Source organism: Petrimonas sp., from assembly GCF_963921705.1.
GTDB classification, from domain to species: Bacteria; Bacteroidota; Bacteroidia; order Bacteroidales; family Dysgonomonadaceae; genus Petrimonas; species Petrimonas sulfuriphila.
In genome coordinates this window covers 572,364-588,824 of sequence record NZ_OY997410.1, presented here as the reverse complement: position 1 = coordinate 588,824, position 16,461 = coordinate 572,364, and the positions used below count along the sequence as shown (strand labels likewise).

Below are 16,461 nucleotides of genomic sequence, written 5' to 3'. Positions count from 1 at the left end.
AGTTAGTTAAAGATAAGACCAAGTTTTAAAGAGAGCCGGTTGTAATCTACATTTAAGTTATACTCCTTTTCTTTGTTGCGGTAAGCCAGCCTGTGAAAACGATAACCGACAGAAAAAGTGAAATTTACATCCGACCGGGTTTGCCACATAATTCCGAGCGACGGATTAAGCAAAATTCCGCCTCTGGCCTTTAATTCCATATCGTAACTTACCTGCGGGCCCGGCCAAATGTAGTCTGTATGTGCCGGCATTACGTTTACAACTTTTGTCCGGGAACCTTCTATTGGCACCTGATATCCGGCCTGAAGCATTGCAAACGGGGCAGCACGGTTGTTGTTGAACCTGTAAATCCCGTTTATCGTTACCGGCAGGTATGTCTCTTTGTAAAACTCAACACCGGCTCCCAATCCGGCAGATAGTTTTTCAAGCAGCCTGTAATTTACTGTCGTATGGAAAATAAACGGCATTTTGTTCATGTTGTCCGGATTTCCGGGTAAAATCCCTAATTCACTAAAAATAAAGTAGCTTTTAGTTTGTGAAAATTCTTCCCCGGAGTCATTCGTTTCCCCTGTTCCCGGTTTTTTCTTGGTGATCCTCACCACTTCCGATGCATCCAGGACAACAGATTCGTGAAAGGTGACGATCCTTATCTTTCCAAAATCAGGAGAATAGATGTATTTTCCTTTGAGAATGCGGCCATCTTTCAATTCGATGTATCCTCTCTCAACTCTCGGATAAAGTGCTTCATTGACGGGTTGTGCTCCAGTATATTGCAACAGGCAGATAAACAGACAAAATAAGGTAATGCGTTTGTTCATACTATTAATTTATAAAATCCAGATAATCGAGCCGCTTGTCGTTATGTATAGGGTATAGATGAAAAAAATGGAAAAACGTTGCATCAAAATGTAAAAACAATTCGATTTTAACAATTAGGCCGGATATCCCAAAAAAAATATCACCCCTGCCTGGAGTGATATTTCTTAACCTGCTTAAGGTAAATTACCTTATTGAATATCAATCTGTTTTACCTTTGATACCTTCTCTTCTTCTTTGATTGTCGGTATATCAACCGTTAATACGCCGTTTTCCACTTTAGCAGCGATTTTCTCGTTCACTACATTATCGGGCAAAATCATTTTTCGGGTGAATTGCGTGTAAGAAAACTCGCGCCTCAGGTAAGTCCCTTTCTTGTCCTTTTCTTCCGATTCATTTTTCTTTTCAAAGCAGATAACCAGGTTGTTATCTTCATCTACACTTACGTTGCAATCTTCTTTGGTCATGCCGGGAGCAGCCACCTCAACGGTAAAGCCGTCTTCATTTTGCTGAATATTGATTGCCGGCACCGACTTGTTGTTGTTCGTAACCCACTCGTTTCCAAAAAAATCGTTGAAAACACTGGGCAGCCATGTGTTTGTTCGTCTAATAATTGTCATAATTCTATCCTTTCTTTTTAGTTATTTATTCGTTTTTTTATATGCATCGCCAGCGATACATCAAAAAAACACCAAATTATGTGCCGATGGAATATTTGCGTCGTTTTGAGATTATTTACGACAAAATGGCTTGAAAAAAGATGATATTTGCTGAATACCGAAAGAAATGCTGACAAAATGGCATTGAGTCGCCAGGTTTTCACGCATATCAGGGTGCCACTATTTTGTACGTTTTTTGCCCATAATGCGCTTTCCCGAACCGGTCGGTTGCACGGACATGAATGGTATGTGCTCCGGGTTCCAGGTCCAGTTGGATTCCTCCGGTCCACAAATGTGTGCTGTTTACCGCATTCGATGGACGCCGGCCGGGAAGAAGTTTTTCTGTAAAATCCCACTCAATAAGCTTTATCATATAATTCGGGTCAACAGCTTCGAGGTACCGCATCGGGCGCCACTGGGCGTTGTCGATTTTATATTCAACCGCGTCGTTTTTGCTTCCCATAAAGAAGTTCACCACCACCTGGGAGGTAGTTCTTCCGTTGTGGGGAACTACGTTGGGGGCGTATATATTCATTTGATAATCAGGATTTCTTCCGGCTACTTTGTAATCGACGGTGTATTGGTTGCCTTTTATATGAAGGAATGCGTATCCCTGTGGAGTACCGTCGCGCATGGTGGCGTCGGGCAATCCTTTTTGGTCCAGTTTACCCGAATACCAGTCACCCGAAGTGGTACCCACGTTATATTCATGCAACGGTTTTTTCCCTTGCCACCCGTCGACTTCGGTATATTCAATCTGATCCTGAAGATGGGTGTGCGCAGACATAATCAGTACGTTCTCAAAATCTTTAAGCAGCTCAAAAATCCGTTGTTTATCCTCCAATCGGTAGGATCTGCCTGTGTTGTCTTTCATTTGAATATGTTGCGACAACACCACCAGCTTGTTCTTGGGTACCCGCTTCAGGTTGTTTTCCAGAAAACGGAGTTGATCCTCCCGGTAACCGCCCCAGTACCCTTTTCCGCCGCGGGGATCGGGATAAAGGATATTGTCAAGAATAACAAAATGGGCATCGCCGTAATTGAAGGCAAGGTTTGCCAGTCCGAAATTTTGCTGGAAAGTTTCATCCGACAGGATATCGGACGTGGCGTCGTAATTCATATCGTGATTGCCCATCACGTTGTACCAGGGCAGCTGAAGCCGTTTCATCCTTTCCTTGTAAACCGGTTGAAGATCGAGGTTGTCGCCGACAATATCGCCCAGGCTGATGCCAAACAACGTTTTCCCGGTCTTTTGCACATCGGCCACGATCTTCTGAGAGAAATAATCCAGGTCCTGAATGGAGTAGGGCTGGGGATCCCCAAAAACGACGGTTGTAAAATCGTTGGGTTCATCCTGTTTGTACAGTGCAAAATTTATTGAGCCGGGAAGTTCTCCAGTTGGCGGAACACCTTTGTACCGGAATGAACCGGGTGAGCCTTCCGGCTTATGGTGGTAATAATACCGAGGTATAAAATGCTCATCCACAGGAATTCCGTATCCGCTAGGCTTTATCACGAAAATCGTATTGTCGGTTCCCGCCGGAAGGGAGTAATGCCCTTTGTCGTTTGTAACGGTTACTTCGATTCCGTTGGAGACGGCAACATCAGGAATTCCCGCTTCACGACGGTCTTTCCTACCGTTTTTATTGGTGTCTTCAAACACATAGCCTGAAGCCATCTGCTGAGCATGAGCGGTAAAACTTGCCAGCAAGGCAAAAAGAAGTAAAATGTTCTTTCTCATTGTTGATATCTTTTGCTTGTTGAATTTTCTTACGTGTGCGTATAGCAGCTAAATGTCACTCATCAAGCTGTATACGTCAATGATAAATGCATGTTAATGCAGAATTACTTATACAGATTCAACAATAAACTTGAGGTAATGTTTCGGAATTAAGTGAAGAAAATGTGACGTTTTCCTCAAAAAAAAAACGGGAACTGTTGTTATTCAACATTCCCGTTTTCGAATATATCTGACGGATCAATACTTCAATACCGATTTGATTTGAATATCGCCCGCGTTACCGAACGGCACCAGCGTGAATCCCCACTTGTAGTTTTGATTCGCCGGTATGGAATATTCGGGCAGCGGGCGTGCACCCCAGCTGTTGTATCCGGCTACGCCCTGTTGCTTCATATCCACGCAGACTTCCACAAAATTACGTGGAGTGATGTCATTGATGTGGGTGTGTCTGGGGCGCTTATTTTTAGCATCGGCATCGTCGCGTCCGGCAATTTCTTCGCTGCTGAAATTGTTCCATTGGTAGGGGCGTTGAGTAGCTTCTTCCGAATCGAAATCTTCCACTGAATTTTTCAGTGAGTTAAAGCCGATGGTTTCGTCGGCAACAACCATCAGTCCGTTTCCAGCACCCTTAAGGGCAACCCAGCGTGTATCGGTACGATGTCCGTTCTCCTGGGGACGGACGTATGGGAAATACATTTCATCAGCGGTGGTTTTATAGAGGCCTACTTTTGAGCCTGAGGCGCGGTCGATGTAATTTTCACCGGGCCCACGGCCGAAGTATTCTACCGCATTCATGGATGCGGGCAGGCGAAAGCGTACGCCAATACGTGGAACAACCAGTTCCGATGAGGCCTTGCGCGCTGCAGTGGCCTCGGGCGATGCGGTTGCCATAAGTGTTGCTTCCGATGCTTCAAGTTGGGCGGCCTGCATGTCAGTAGAATGGAACTCTACGTCTACTTTCACTACTCCCGATGGATGAACGGTATATTTAATCGTGTAAAGGTTGCCGGCGGCCAGCAGATAGGTTGTTTCAACCACGGCATTATTGCCCTGAGCGTATCCCTTGACGTCGGTTACGTTGAAGTTGCGGCTCGATTGTTTCCATACCTGGAGGCGGTGCGGATTTCCATTTCCAAAGTCATTGTCGTTGGGTGCACGCCAGAAGTTGGGTTGAATGCCGAAGCCCTTATCGAAATATTCCTGACCGTTTACCTTGTAGGATGTCACCGTTCCGCTTTTCTTATCAAAAACAAAGTTTACTGTAGGTGATTTGACAACAATACTTTTTCCCGACGAAGTAATCTTCAATTCGGGTTTTTGGGACTTGTCGGTAAACGCTTGTTTGGGTACCGTTATCGGTAATTTAAATTGCTCTACAGCCACGATGTGATTGGCTGGAATAAGTTGGGTTGCGGTTTTCTGAACCACTTCGAAATTCAGGAAATATTCCATCCCCGGCCTTGCTTTTATTTGGCCAACAGGAACGGTTGCATGAGCGGCTTGTTGCGGTGCCAGTGTTACCGGGAGGATACCTTCGGAAATTTGCTTCCCGTTTTCTGTAATGTTGTATTTAAACGTGTAATTGTCTGTATTGGAGAAGTATTGCCGGTTAATGATGTTGACAATCCCTTTCGGTAGGTCAACGGCTTCAACAGCAAAGTTTTGATGGGTATATTTCACTTCGGCCATAGCGGGGTGGGGGGTACGGTCAGGATTTACAATACCGTTGCAGAGAAAATTTCCGTCACTGGGCATATCTGTTCCGTAATCGCCGCCATATTTATAGTAAACCCGGCCATTTTCGTCAACAGCCTCCATACCCTGGTCAACCCAATCCCAGATGTATGCGCCTTGGAGGTTAGGATACTTATAGATGGCTTGCCACTGCAGATCGAGATTTCCACTTGAATTTCCCATTGCGTGCGAGTATTCTGAAGGCACAACAGGGCGATCGCTCCCTTTTTTCCCGACTTCTTCGAGCCACGCTGCGCTTGGATATTGCGGAACGTACATGTCGGTATTGTATTCCCAAAGTCCACGCTCGTAGTTTACAGGACGGTTCATAAAATTGCGTTCCTGATCTTTCAGGTATCTATAGGTATGGAAGAAGTTGATTCCGTTACCGGCTTCATTTCCAAGTGACCATATGGCTACAGAGGGATGATTTTTGTTACGCTCAAACATGTTCACCGTTCTGTCCATATGCGCCTGTTCCCACTCGGGGTGTTTGGCCAGCGATTCCTGGCCGTAATACATGCCGTGAGACTCGATGTTGGCTTCGTCGTAAACGTATAATCCGAATTCACTGCACAGTTCGTAGAAGCGGCGTGCTTGTGGGTAGTGCGACAAACGGACGGTGTTGATGTTGTTTTGTTTCATCAGTTCGAAATCCTTGCGCATTAATTCTTCGGGCACGTAATGCCCTGTTTTGGGGTTGGTTTCGTGGATGTTGACCCCTTTTAATTTGATGGGTTGCCCGTTCACCAGAAATAAGCGGTCGGTTCTCTCACCGGTTTTTACGGCTTTGATTTCAAAACGGCGGAATCCGACGGAGTAGGGGACTACTTCTCCCGACTTCTCATCTTCTTTTCTTACGCTAATAAGAAGCTTGTAGAGGTTGGGGTGTTCCGATGTCCATGTGGCTACGTTGGGTAGCTGAGCTTCAAATTTTACGGTGTTTTCGCCTTGTCCTTGCACACTGACTGCCTGTGATCCGGAGGCTACCGTCTTTTCAGCCGCATCCAGCAACTCGTAAGAGACCTCGGCATACGACACGCCGGGACTGTAGTTGCTAACGGTGGTTTCCAGTTCGAAGATGCCGTTTTGGTAACTGTCATCAAGCGTGGATTTCACGCGGAAATCGCGGAGTGAAGTCTTGGGTTGAGACCACAAAAACACATCGCGTTCAATACCGCTGATGCGCCAAAAGTCCTGGCATTCGAGGTAAGAGCCTGTTGACCAGCGGAATATTTTCAATACAAGGGAGTTCTTCCCCGGTTTCACGTATTTGTTTATCCTGAATTCGGCACTGGTTTTTGAATCTTCGCTATAACCAACTTCTTTTCCATTGATATACACGTATACACCTGATTTGGCTCCGTCGATGCTCAGGAAAATCTCCCTATCTTTCCAGTCTTGGGGGATGTCAATTTCACGGCGGTAAACCCCTACAGGATTTTTCTCGGGGAGATAAGGGGGTGCAAATTTTGGAAAACGTGTTTTGGGATCACGCTCTACAAATTCGTAGGGATGATTGACATAGATAGGTGTACCAAAGCCCTGCAATTCCCAGTTCCCCGGTACTTTTATCTCTTTCCAGTCAGAAAGTGAAACTACGGAGTCAGTCACATTTTCGGGCAGTTGTTTGTATCCTTCTACAAAGTAAAACTTCCACGTACCATTGAGCGAAATGTAGTATTTGCTCTCTTCGAAACGGGAGTTCATCGCTTCCAGCTTGTTATCAAAGGTCATAAACTGCGTGCGCGGATATTCTTTGTTTACCTGCACTACATTTACATCTTGCCAGTACGGCGTTTTTCGCTGGGATGAGATCATTCTGCTCTCCTGAGCGTGTAGGGTTACGATTGTTGAAAGTCCAACCGTTAGCACCGATGATAAAAATTTGAATTTCATTATTTAATTTGTTATTGATTCTCTCTGGATTATTAATCCTCTTTTATTGCATTTAGCAAGTTATCGGACAGGCGGCTTGCACCGATACGGAAGAGGGTAGGGGAGCACCATTCTTCACCCAGAATTTCTTTTACAAGGGTATAATATTTTACCGCATCTTCTACAGAAGATACACCGCCGGAAACCTTAAATCCGGCTTTGTTCCCTGTTTTTTCGTAATAGGACTTAATGACGTTGCACATTACGTAGGCAGCTTCCGGAGAGGCGCCGGAATATCCCTTTCCCGTGGATGTTTTTAAGAAATCCGCACCTGAGTAGAGCGATAGGACGGAGGCCTTATGAATATTCTCTGCCGATTTCAAGGCTCCGGTTTCGAGAATGACTTTCAGAGTTGCCCCGTGGCACGCGTCCTTTATCTCCGTAAGTTCTTCACACATTTCCTCGTATTCCTTGTCCAGAAAAAGTCCAAGATTGATGACAGTGTCTATTTCGTCGGCTCCGTCTGCCACGGCAAGTGCAGTTTCCGCTATTTTCACTTCCGAAAAGGTTTGAGAGTTGGGGAACCCCCCCGATACGCAGGCGATGTTGACATCAACGGTCAATGCTTCTTTTACGGTTTTGGCGAAGTTTGGATATACACAAATAGATGCAACATTCTGTAATTCAGGGTGTATATCTTCAAAAGCGTTCACTTTCTCCGTGAATTTCCATACCTCTTCCCTGGAATCAGTAGAATTGAGTGTTGTAAGATCGATGCAGGAATAGATTTTCCGGTATACTTCCTGCGTATTGTTCCCGTTGAATCCATCAGCAATGATTTTGTTGATGGATTCTGTTATCTGAGTATCCGAAAGGGTAAACGGATATTTTTTTAGCGCATCGGTGTATTTGTTTGTAGTATTCATATTATCAATCGGTTGATGTTTATTTTTTATAATTTAGTATTTTTTTTGTGCCTGTTCTTGTCTCTTTTTGTTTTTTTCTCGATGTTTTTTTTCAAAGCATCCGTTAAATCTACTCCGGTTTGATTGGCCAGGCATAGCAATACCCACAATACATCCGCCATCTCATCGGCAAGGTTTTTCTCCATATCGGACTCTTTAAACGATTGTTCACCGTACTTACGTGCCATAATTCGCGCCAATTCCCCCACTTCTTCGGTGAGAATGGCCAAATTGGTAAGTTCGCTGAAATAACGAACCCCGTAGGTCTTGATCCACTTGTCTACTAGTTGTTGTGCTTCCTGAATGGTCATCTTATTCTCTCATTTTCGAATCTATCCAAATGGTCACGGGACCGTCGTTAATAAGCTGAACCTGCATATCCGCACCAAATTCGCCGGTTTGCACCGGTTTTCCCAGCATTTCCGACAATGTTATGCAAAATTGTCTGTACAGCGGTATGGACACATCGGGCTTGGCAGCACGAATATAGGAAGGACGATTCCCTTTCTTTGTGCTTGCGAGAAGGGTAAACTGGGAGACCACCAAAATTTCCCCATCGGTTTCTAAGATCGATTTGTTCATCACACCGTTTTCATCGTCAAATATACGTAAATAAATGGTCTTTTTACACATAAAATCGATATCTTCTTTTGTATCGGATTCTTCTATTCCTACCAGGAGCAGCAGTCCTTTTTTAATGGAGCTCTTTTTTCGGTTGTTAATCGTTACCGATGCTTCAGATACTCGTTGAATCAATAAACGCATAGGTCAAGTAAATATCTTATTTTTCTTTAAAAAAATCGGTAATGAGTTTTCCTTTACTTTTTCCGACAACTGAAGCAATTTCTTCTTCACGGGTTTCTTTTATGCGCTTCACACTTTTAAAGTGTGAAAGAAGTTTCTTTTTGGTTTCTTTTCCGACTCCTTTTATTTGATCCAGTTCGGAAGTCACCTGCGATTTACTTCTTCTGTTTCGGTGATGAGCAATGCCGAAACGATGAGCTTCGTCGCGAAGTTGCTGAATGAGTTTTAGTGTCTCAGAATTTTTGTCAATGTAGAGCGGGACGGAGTCTTCAGGGAAATAAATTTCTTCCAATCGCTTTGCAATTCCAATAATGGCGATCTTGCCGTAAAGTCCAATTTTCTGAAGCGATTCTGTTGCAGCGTGGAGTTGCCCTTTACCACCGTCAATTACAATGAGTTGAGGCAAAGAATGACCTTCGTTAACTGCACGAGAATAGCGTCTATGAATAATTTCGGCCATCGAGGCGTAATCATCGGGACCTACGACGGTTTTAATGTTGAAATGGCGGTAATCTTTTTTCGATGGCTTTGCTTTTTTGAAAACCACACAAGCTGCCACGGGATTTGTACCTTGAATGTTTGAATTGTCAAAACATTCGATGTGCCATGGAATCTCTTTCAGATGCAGATCTTTCTGAACCGTCTTTAAAATGCGTGTGGTTCGCTGCTCCGGATTCAGCATCTCTGACTTTTTCAGTTTGTCTACTTTAAACTGCTTGACGTTCTTCTCGGAAAGGTCCAGGAGTTTTCGCTTGTCTCCCCGTATAGGAACGATAAATTCAACTCCGGAAAGAATAAGATCAGGAATGAAGGGGACCATGATCTCTTTCGATTCACTACCGAAGCGTTGACGCATTTCCACAATTCCTAACCCCAGCAGTTCTTCGGGTGTTTCATCCAGTTTTTTCTTGTATTCAAAAGTGTACGCTTGGATTATACCGCCATTCACCACGTGGAGATAGTTGATGTAAGCCGCATTTTCGTCTTCCGCAAATCCATAGACATCCAAGTTATAATGAACATTGCTTACCACTTGCGATTTCTCCCTGAAATTCCGGATCAGCAGAAGTTTCTCCTTGAGCCGCTGTGCTTCTTCAAAACGGAGCTCATCGGAGTAGTGCTGCATTTCAATCGTTATTTGTTTCTCAATAAGGGAGATGTTTCCTTTCAGAATTTCGGTAATCTCTGCAATGTTTTTGTTGTAATTTTCCAGTGATTGATATCCAACGCAGGGAGCATCGCATCGTTTAATGTGATATTCGAGGCAAACCTTGAATTTCCCGGCAGAGATGTTTTCGGGAGTTAAATTGAGCCTGCAGGTTCTTACTTTGTAAATTTTTCGAAAAACCTCAATCAGGGCGTCGACCGCAGCAACGGAAGTGTACGGGCCAAAGTATTTTGAGCCATCCTTTACGATATTTCTTGTTTTAAAAACCCGTGGGAAAAATTCGTTTTTTATAACGATTGAAGGGTAGGATTTATCGTCCTTCAGCATCACATTGTAGCGTGGCTTCAGCTCTTTGATAAGATTGTTCTCGAGAAGAAATGTGTCTTCTTCCGTATTAACCACAATATATTTTATCTGTCGGATATTCCGGACGAGAACGCGGGTTTTAGGGTTTTCCTGGTGTTTATTGAAATACGAGGATACTCTTTTCTTCAGGTTCTTGGCTTTGCCCACATAGATTATTCTGCCTTTTTCGTCTAAAAATTGGTAGCAGCCTGGTCCCTGAGGAAGTATTTTTAGTGTATCCCGTATCTCTTGTGTCATATTTCAAATCTAAGAATCGTATCCAACTCCACCTCATCGGGGAACAGGGAGCGCCCGTGGAGTGCTTCTAGTTCTATCAGAAAATTGATGTAAATTTTCTTAACGTCCATTTTTTTCACCAGTTTATGGGCAGCTACCATTGTCCCTCCGGTAGCCAACAAATCGTCGTGAATCAAAACAACGTCCTCTTTTGTTAGTGCATCTTCGTGAATCTGGATGGTGTCTTCTCCGTACTCCTTGGTATACTTTTCTTCAATAACCTTGTAAGGAAGTTTACCCGGTTTACGAATTGGAACAAATCCTGCGTTTAACCGTACTGCCAATTGAGGCCCCATGAAAAAACCCCTGGATTCAATACCTACCACCTTGGTAATGCCTTTTTCTTTATACCTTTCGTAAAGAATGTCGGACAGTTCTTTTAAATGCGATGGCGACTGGAACAGCGTAGTGATGTCCTTGAATTGTATTCCTTTAGTAGGAAAGTCAGGGATATTCCTGACGGCAGCGGTTAATGTTTCAATACTCATTTTTGTATAATTATAAATGTGTGTATAATTTGGGATTGTTCCACGTGGAACATTTGTATTCTATCTTCCCAGAAGCACAAGTAAAACCGATATGTCGTTCGGGGATACTCCGGGGATTCGGCTGGCCTGGGCAATGGTTTCGGGGTTGATAGACGTTAATTTTTGCCGTGCTTCGGTTGATAAGGATTGAATCTCGTTGTAGTTGAACTTGTCTTTGATCCGGATATCTTCCAGCCTGTTTATCTTATCGGCCATCAACTTTTCACGTTTGATATAGCCCTCGTACTTTATTTTTATATCGGCAGATTCAATAATTTCTTCCTTTCGGTTTTTGATGTTCGACAACAGCTCCTTTAAAGGGGTAATCTCCCTGGACATTGTTTCCAGGTCGATATGCGGGCGGGTAAGCAGATCGATAAGCTTCACGCCATGCTTTAACGGTGCCGTATTCAAGGTCTCCAGGTATGGGTTTATACGGTCTGCCTTGATGGAGAAATTGCGTGCGAAATCGATAATCCTGTCCACTTCTTCTCGTTTTTCTGCCAGTAAAATCATTCTTTCTGAAGAAGCAAGCCCAAGGTCATAAGCTCGCTGTGTGAGTCGCTCGTCGGCATTGTCCTGGCGAAGCAGGATGCGGTATTCGGCGCGCGACGTAAACATTCTGTACGGTTCATCCACTCCTTTTGTGATGAGGTCGTCAATGAGTACACCGATATAGGCCTCATCCCTGCGCAGTGTGAACGGGTTTCCGCCATGGCAATTGATATGGGCGTTTATTCCGGCTACAATGCCTTGTCCCCCCGCTTCTTCATAGCCGGTAGTGCCGTTGATCTGTCCGGCAAAAAACAGGTTCTTCACCCGTTTTGTTTCAAGTGTCGGATTGAGCTGGCGAGGATCGAAGAAATCGTACTCGATAGCATATCCCGGCCGGAAAATATGTACGTTCTTGAAAGCGGGAACAGCTTGAAGTGCGTTTAGCTGAATTTGCAGGGGTAGGGAAGAGGAGAATCCATTGAGGTAGTATTCGTGGGTGGTTTCGCCTTCCGGTTCAAGAAAGAGCTGATGGCTCGTTTTGTCTGAAAACGTGACGATCTTGGTCTCGATGCTTGGACAATAGCGCGGTCCGATACTTTGGATCTGGCCGTTATAGAGCGGTGAATCATTCAAGCCTTCCCGAAGCAGGTTGTGCACGGCTTCCGAGGTATACGTTATCCAGCAACTGCGTTGGGTGAGTTCACGCTGAATGTTATCCAAATAGGAGAATTTGTGAAAATCATCGTCCCCCTTTTGTTCTTCCAGCAGTGAAAAATCAACGCTTCTACCGTCTATGCGTACAGGCGTACCCGTTTTCATCCTGTCGGTTTTAAATCCGATTGCTTGCAATTGTTCCGTCATCCCGAAAGAGGCCGGTTCCGACATGCGTCCGCCGCCTATTTGTACGCTGCCGATGTGAATCAGCCCGTTAAGGAATGTTCCGTTGGTCAGAACAACCGATTTGGCGGTAAACTCAACCCCCATACGGGTTTTTACGCCAGCTACCTCACCGTCTTGGAAAAAAAGCTGCGTAACGGTGTCCTGCCATACATGCAGATGAGGCGTATTTTCGATGATCGAACGCCATTCCTGGATGAATTTTGCCCGGTCGCTTTGTACACGAGGACTCCACATGGCAGGCCCTTTGGAACGATTAAGCATACGGAACTGGATAGCTGTTCTGTCGCTTACAATACCCATCTGTCCGCCCAACGCATCAATTTCACGCACAATCTGTCCTTTTGCAATACCTCCAACCGCAGGGTTGCAGCTCATTTGGGCGATTTTATTCATATCCATTGTTATCAACAACGTTTTTGAGCCCAAATTTGCGGCGGCGGCAGCGGCTTCGCATCCGGCGTGTCCGGCGCCCACCACAATTATGTCGTACTTGAAATCCATTTTTTTGTTTTGCGGCTGCAAATATACGAAAAAAGAAGCTGCTAATGCGCTTATAAGATGTTAATTGAGTGAAATTAAACTTACTTCACATAGATCTTCAGGTAGATAGGCAGGTGATCGCTAAAGCCACCGGTATAATGATTCCGGTAGGTCCGATTGGTGTTGGGTCGCCCTTTTTTATCAAAATGGAGCAGGTACTTGGGATTGAAAACGTCGGCGTTCTCTGGCTTGCAGTCAAACTTGTCGGACAGAAGCACATGTCCCGAAACGATAAACTGGTCAAACAGCAGCCAGCCTTTGTGATAGGTTGATCCGATACCTTTTTTGTGCCTAGGGTATGTAAGGTTATAGAGTTTGGTGTTGCTTATGTTGTCGAATGATTTTTGCGCCCCGAGCACCTCGTCAACGCTGTTGTCGTCCGGAGTGTCGTTGAAATCGCCCATAATAAGTATGTTCTCATCGGGGTTTTCACTTAATACCTTGTAAACGGCACTGTGCAGCTCGCTTGCCACGAAATAGCGCCTGCGCTCCGATCTGTCTGTCCCCTCCCTTCGCGAAGGGAAATGCACAATAAAGATGTGGAAGATCTCGTCAAATGTAGTTTTGCCTTTCACGTGGAGAATATCGCGGGTACGATCCTCAATACCCGGTAGGTGAACAAGAACCGGACTTGATTCGAGTACGATGAATGATTGTGTATTGTAGATCATGGCTACGTCGCTGCCGCGTTCGTCGGGACTGTCGTAATGAACAAAGCTGTAGTGCTTCATTCCTTTTCTGTGTAAATCGTCCAGAATACTCATCATCACGTTTTTGTTCTCGATTTCGGCCAGTCCGATAATATCGGGAATTTCCGGTTTTACAATGTCTTGAATTACAAATGTTAACTTGGTTACCTTGTCGTTAAATCTTTTCTCATCCCATCTTAATCTTCCCCCTGGAGTGAATTCGCTGTCCATTACTCCAGGGTCATCTGAAGTATCGTAAAAATTCTCGGTATTATAAAACATAAAAGAAAACGGGGTTGTCATTACGGTTTATTTTAGGTGATTAACATTTGTATGTTTCCAAAAGTAAATTGCTGATAAAGAGAACTGTAATTATTGGGGGTTTATTTGTTCCAAAGCCTGGTTTTCCGCCTTCCTCATATTGAGGGAAGCCGTTTCGCTTTTATCATCAATCCCGCACATGTGGAGGATTCCGTGAATAATAACACGATGTAGTTCTTCCGTAAAATCGGTGCTATACTTTTGTGAATTAGTGCGGACCGTCTCTAAGCTGATAATGATATCGCCCGATATTTTATCTCCTTCCGAATAGTCGAACGTGATAATGTCGGTGTAAAAATCGTGGGAAAGATATTGGGTGTTTACCTCGAGAATTTTATCATCCGTACAAAACAGATAATTGACCTCGCCGATTGTTTTGCCGTAGCTGGCGGCAACACGTTTGATCCAATTTTTAATATTGCCTTTCCTTATCTTCGGAAAATTGATTTTGTCAGCCTGAAATGTAATTGCCATATTTTTTAACTTTTATTTACGCAGAGAAGAGCTTGTTTTTATCCGAAGAAAAGGTAGGCAACAAAAACCGCAGTCAAAACACCTGCCAAATCTGCCAAAAGCGCATAGGGAACGGTATAGCGGCTGTTTTTGATGTTCACGGCTCCGTAATAAACAGCAACAATGTAAAACGTAGTGTCTGTCGCTCCCTGCAGGACGGATGAGAGCCTTCCGGTAAATGAATCGGCTCCGAAAGTCTTCATCGCATCAATCATCATCCCGCGGGCACCACTTCCGCTGAGCGGCTTCATAATCGCCGTGGGCATTCCGTCTACCCAACGGGTATCCATTCCGGTAAGTGCTACTAAATTCCGCAGGCCATCCATCAGGAAGTCCATGGCGCCAGATGCTCGAAAAACACCAATTCCAACCAGGATAGCAATGAGGTAAGGGATGATGGTAACGGCTGTTTTAAACCCGTCCTTGGCACCATCGATAAATGATTCAAAGATGTTGACCCTCTTCCGCAACGCCACCACGATAAAAAGGACTATGACAGAGAGCAGAATAATGTTAGCCGCAAGTCCCGAAACGATGTTTGCTTTCTCCTGCGGCATAGAGTTAAAAGCAAAAATGGTTCCTCCAATTATTACCAGCATACCGAGGAAAAATCCCATTATGGCCTTATTAAAGATGTTTATCCGTTGTTTGAGACAAACGGCAATAACCCCCACGAGGGTGGCAGCAAATGTTGCTATCATTATCGGGATAAACACGTCTGCCGGATTAACTGCACCCATTTGTGCACGATAAACCATCACAGTGACAGGAATCAGGGTCAGTCCCGAGGCGTTCATCACCAGAAACATGATCATTGGATTGGATGCCTTGCCTTTGTCAGGATTTATCTCCTGAAGCTCCTGCATTGCTTTCAGCCCGAATGGGGTGGCCGCATTATCGAGCCCGAGCATATTGGCAGAGATGTTCATAAGCATAGAGCCCGACGCCGGATGTCCTTTAGGAATATCCGGGAAGAGTTTGGAGAATAACGGTGCCACACCACGCGAAAAAAGATCGATCATTCCACCACGTTCGCCGATCTTCATCACGCCCAACCAAAGCGAAAGAATGCCTGTCAGACCCAGTGAAATCTCGAATCCAGTTTTGGCAGAGTCGTACGTGGAATTCATTATTTCTGTAAATACATTTACATCGCCGAAGAAAACAAGTCTGGCCAGAGCAACTACAAAAGCGATGAGAAAAAAGGCAATCCATATGTAATTCAGGACCATAGCAAAAGCATTTCACAATTATTCCATCAAAGGTAATACTTTCGGGGAAATAATTTTTATCTTTACCCCTTAGAAGTGCTGCCGTCTATGCATTGGAAGGATTTTCTATATTATCGGAAAAGCGAGAAATTAGCGGTAATTCTGCTGCTTATCCTGATTGTGCTGACGCTGATTTTAAACCTGATACTCTCGCAACGCAACAGCCGGGGCGTCATTTTCACGCAAAACGATTCGCTGGTGAAAGTATTTGAAGAATTTCAGCGGAACCTTAGTTTGCGTGAAGGTATAGACGTTCTGGACTCAGCGCATGTTGTGCCGCAAAATGAAGGAAGGAGTAACGACGGGTTGCGATCCAAAAAACTTTCCGAAGAGAACAGTCCGGATCGCGATGCTCCCTTTCCTACAGCAGAAAAATTAGACGCAGGAGAAACGATCCTTTTGAATGCTGCTGATACGGCTGAATGGAAAAAGATCCCGGGAATAGGCAGTACCTTCGCTTCGCGGATTGTGAAGTATCGGAATCTGCTGGGGGGATTTGTTTCGGTAGAGCAACTCAGGGAGGTTTATGGGATTGACAACGAACTGTTTTCCAGGATCTCGCCGTATATCCAAGCTGACGAAAACTTCAGAAAGCTTCGGATTAACGAGTTGGAATTTAAGGAACTATTAAGGCATCCTTACCTCAATTACAAACAGGTACGAGCCATTATGAACCTGCGGAAAAAGAAAGGAAATATTGCTTCCATCCATGAATTGGTTATATTGGATGAATTTACCTCGGAAGATATTTTTCGGATTGAACCCTATCTGGCATTTTGACTTTCCTCATACTTTCAC

General features: G+C 44.5%; 14 protein-coding genes. 1 reads left to right on the top strand and 13 read right to left on the bottom strand.

Going from position 1 to position 16,461, the window contains the following annotated elements; genetic code table 11:
* Positions 1–2 precede the first annotated feature (2 nt).
* The 13 genes from AACM02_RS02530 to AACM02_RS02470 all read right to left on the bottom strand — a co-directional run bounded on the left by AACM02_RS02530 (position 3) and on the right by AACM02_RS02470 (position 15,624).
* Positions 3–818: a hypothetical protein gene (locus AACM02_RS02530; RefSeq protein ID WP_339115975.1), complete on the bottom strand. Its 816-nt coding sequence runs from the start codon at positions 816–818 to the stop codon at positions 3–5.
* Between the two features lie 189 nt (positions 819–1,007).
* Positions 1,008–1,436: an Hsp20/alpha crystallin family protein gene (locus AACM02_RS02525; RefSeq protein WP_332457302.1), complete on the bottom strand. Its 429-nt coding sequence runs from the start codon at positions 1,434–1,436 to the stop codon at positions 1,008–1,010.
* A 208-nt stretch (positions 1,437–1,644) separates the two neighbouring features.
* Positions 1,645–3,216, bottom strand: a complete 1,572-nt coding sequence (locus AACM02_RS02520) for a calcineurin-like phosphoesterase C-terminal domain-containing protein (protein ID WP_339115974.1) — start codon at positions 3,214–3,216, stop codon at positions 1,645–1,647.
* Positions 3,217–3,453: 237 nt separating this feature from the next.
* Positions 3,454–6,771, bottom strand: coding sequence for a glycoside hydrolase family 2 TIM barrel-domain containing protein (locus AACM02_RS02515; RefSeq protein WP_339117414.1), 3,318 nt, complete (start codon positions 6,769–6,771; stop codon positions 3,454–3,456).
* A 110-nt stretch (positions 6,772–6,881) separates the two neighbouring features.
* Positions 6,882–7,754 (bottom strand): deoxyribose-phosphate aldolase, encoded by an 873-nt coding sequence (gene deoC, locus AACM02_RS02510; RefSeq protein ID WP_339115973.1) that lies wholly within the window; start codon positions 7,752–7,754, stop codon positions 6,882–6,884.
* Between the two features lie 26 nt (positions 7,755–7,780).
* Positions 7,781–8,104, bottom strand: a complete 324-nt coding sequence (locus tag AACM02_RS02505) for a nucleotide pyrophosphohydrolase (protein ID WP_339115972.1) — start codon at positions 8,102–8,104, stop codon at positions 7,781–7,783.
* A 1-nt stretch (position 8,105) separates the two neighbouring features.
* Positions 8,106–8,558 carry a D-aminoacyl-tRNA deacylase gene (gene dtd, locus AACM02_RS02500; protein WP_339115971.1) on the bottom strand — a complete coding sequence of 151 codons (453 nt, stop codon included), beginning with the start codon at positions 8,556–8,558 and terminating at the stop codon, positions 8,106–8,108.
* A gap of 16 nt (positions 8,559–8,574) precedes the next feature.
* The gene (uvrC, locus tag AACM02_RS02495; RefSeq protein ID WP_339115970.1) at positions 8,575–10,368 is read right to left on the bottom strand and encodes an excinuclease ABC subunit UvrC; all 1,794 of its coding nucleotides are present in this window, start codon (positions 10,366–10,368) and stop codon (positions 8,575–8,577) included.
* Positions 10,365–10,895 carry an adenine phosphoribosyltransferase gene (locus tag AACM02_RS02490; RefSeq protein WP_339115969.1) on the bottom strand — a complete coding sequence of 177 codons (531 nt, stop codon included), beginning with the start codon at positions 10,893–10,895 and terminating at the stop codon, positions 10,365–10,367. Before AACM02_RS02490 ends, uvrC begins: the two co-directional genes overlap by 4 nt.
* Before the next feature lie 60 nt (positions 10,896–10,955).
* The gene (mnmG, locus tag AACM02_RS02485) at positions 10,956–12,830 is read right to left on the bottom strand and encodes a tRNA uridine-5-carboxymethylaminomethyl(34) synthesis enzyme MnmG (RefSeq protein ID WP_339115968.1); all 1,875 of its coding nucleotides are present in this window, start codon (positions 12,828–12,830) and stop codon (positions 10,956–10,958) included.
* Positions 12,831–12,910: 80 nt separating this feature from the next.
* Entirely contained in the window at positions 12,911–13,861 is a 951-nt protein-coding gene (locus AACM02_RS02480; protein WP_339115967.1) for an endonuclease/exonuclease/phosphatase family protein, read from the bottom strand.
* Positions 13,862–13,930: 69 nt separating this feature from the next.
* A complete protein-coding gene (ybeY, locus tag AACM02_RS02475; protein WP_339115966.1) occupies positions 13,931–14,353 on the bottom strand; it encodes an rRNA maturation RNase YbeY in 423 nt (140 codons plus the stop codon).
* A 38-nt stretch (positions 14,354–14,391) separates the two neighbouring features.
* Positions 14,392–15,624, bottom strand: a complete 1,233-nt coding sequence (locus AACM02_RS02470) for a nucleoside recognition domain-containing protein (protein WP_214063741.1) — start codon at positions 15,622–15,624, stop codon at positions 14,392–14,394.
* An 87-nt stretch (positions 15,625–15,711) separates the two neighbouring features.
* Here AACM02_RS02470 and AACM02_RS02465 point away from each other — a divergent pair, with 87 nt between their 5' ends.
* Positions 15,712–16,443, top strand: a complete 732-nt coding sequence (locus AACM02_RS02465) for a helix-hairpin-helix domain-containing protein (RefSeq protein ID WP_339115965.1) — start codon at positions 15,712–15,714, stop codon at positions 16,441–16,443.
* Positions 16,444–16,461 lie beyond the last annotated feature (18 nt).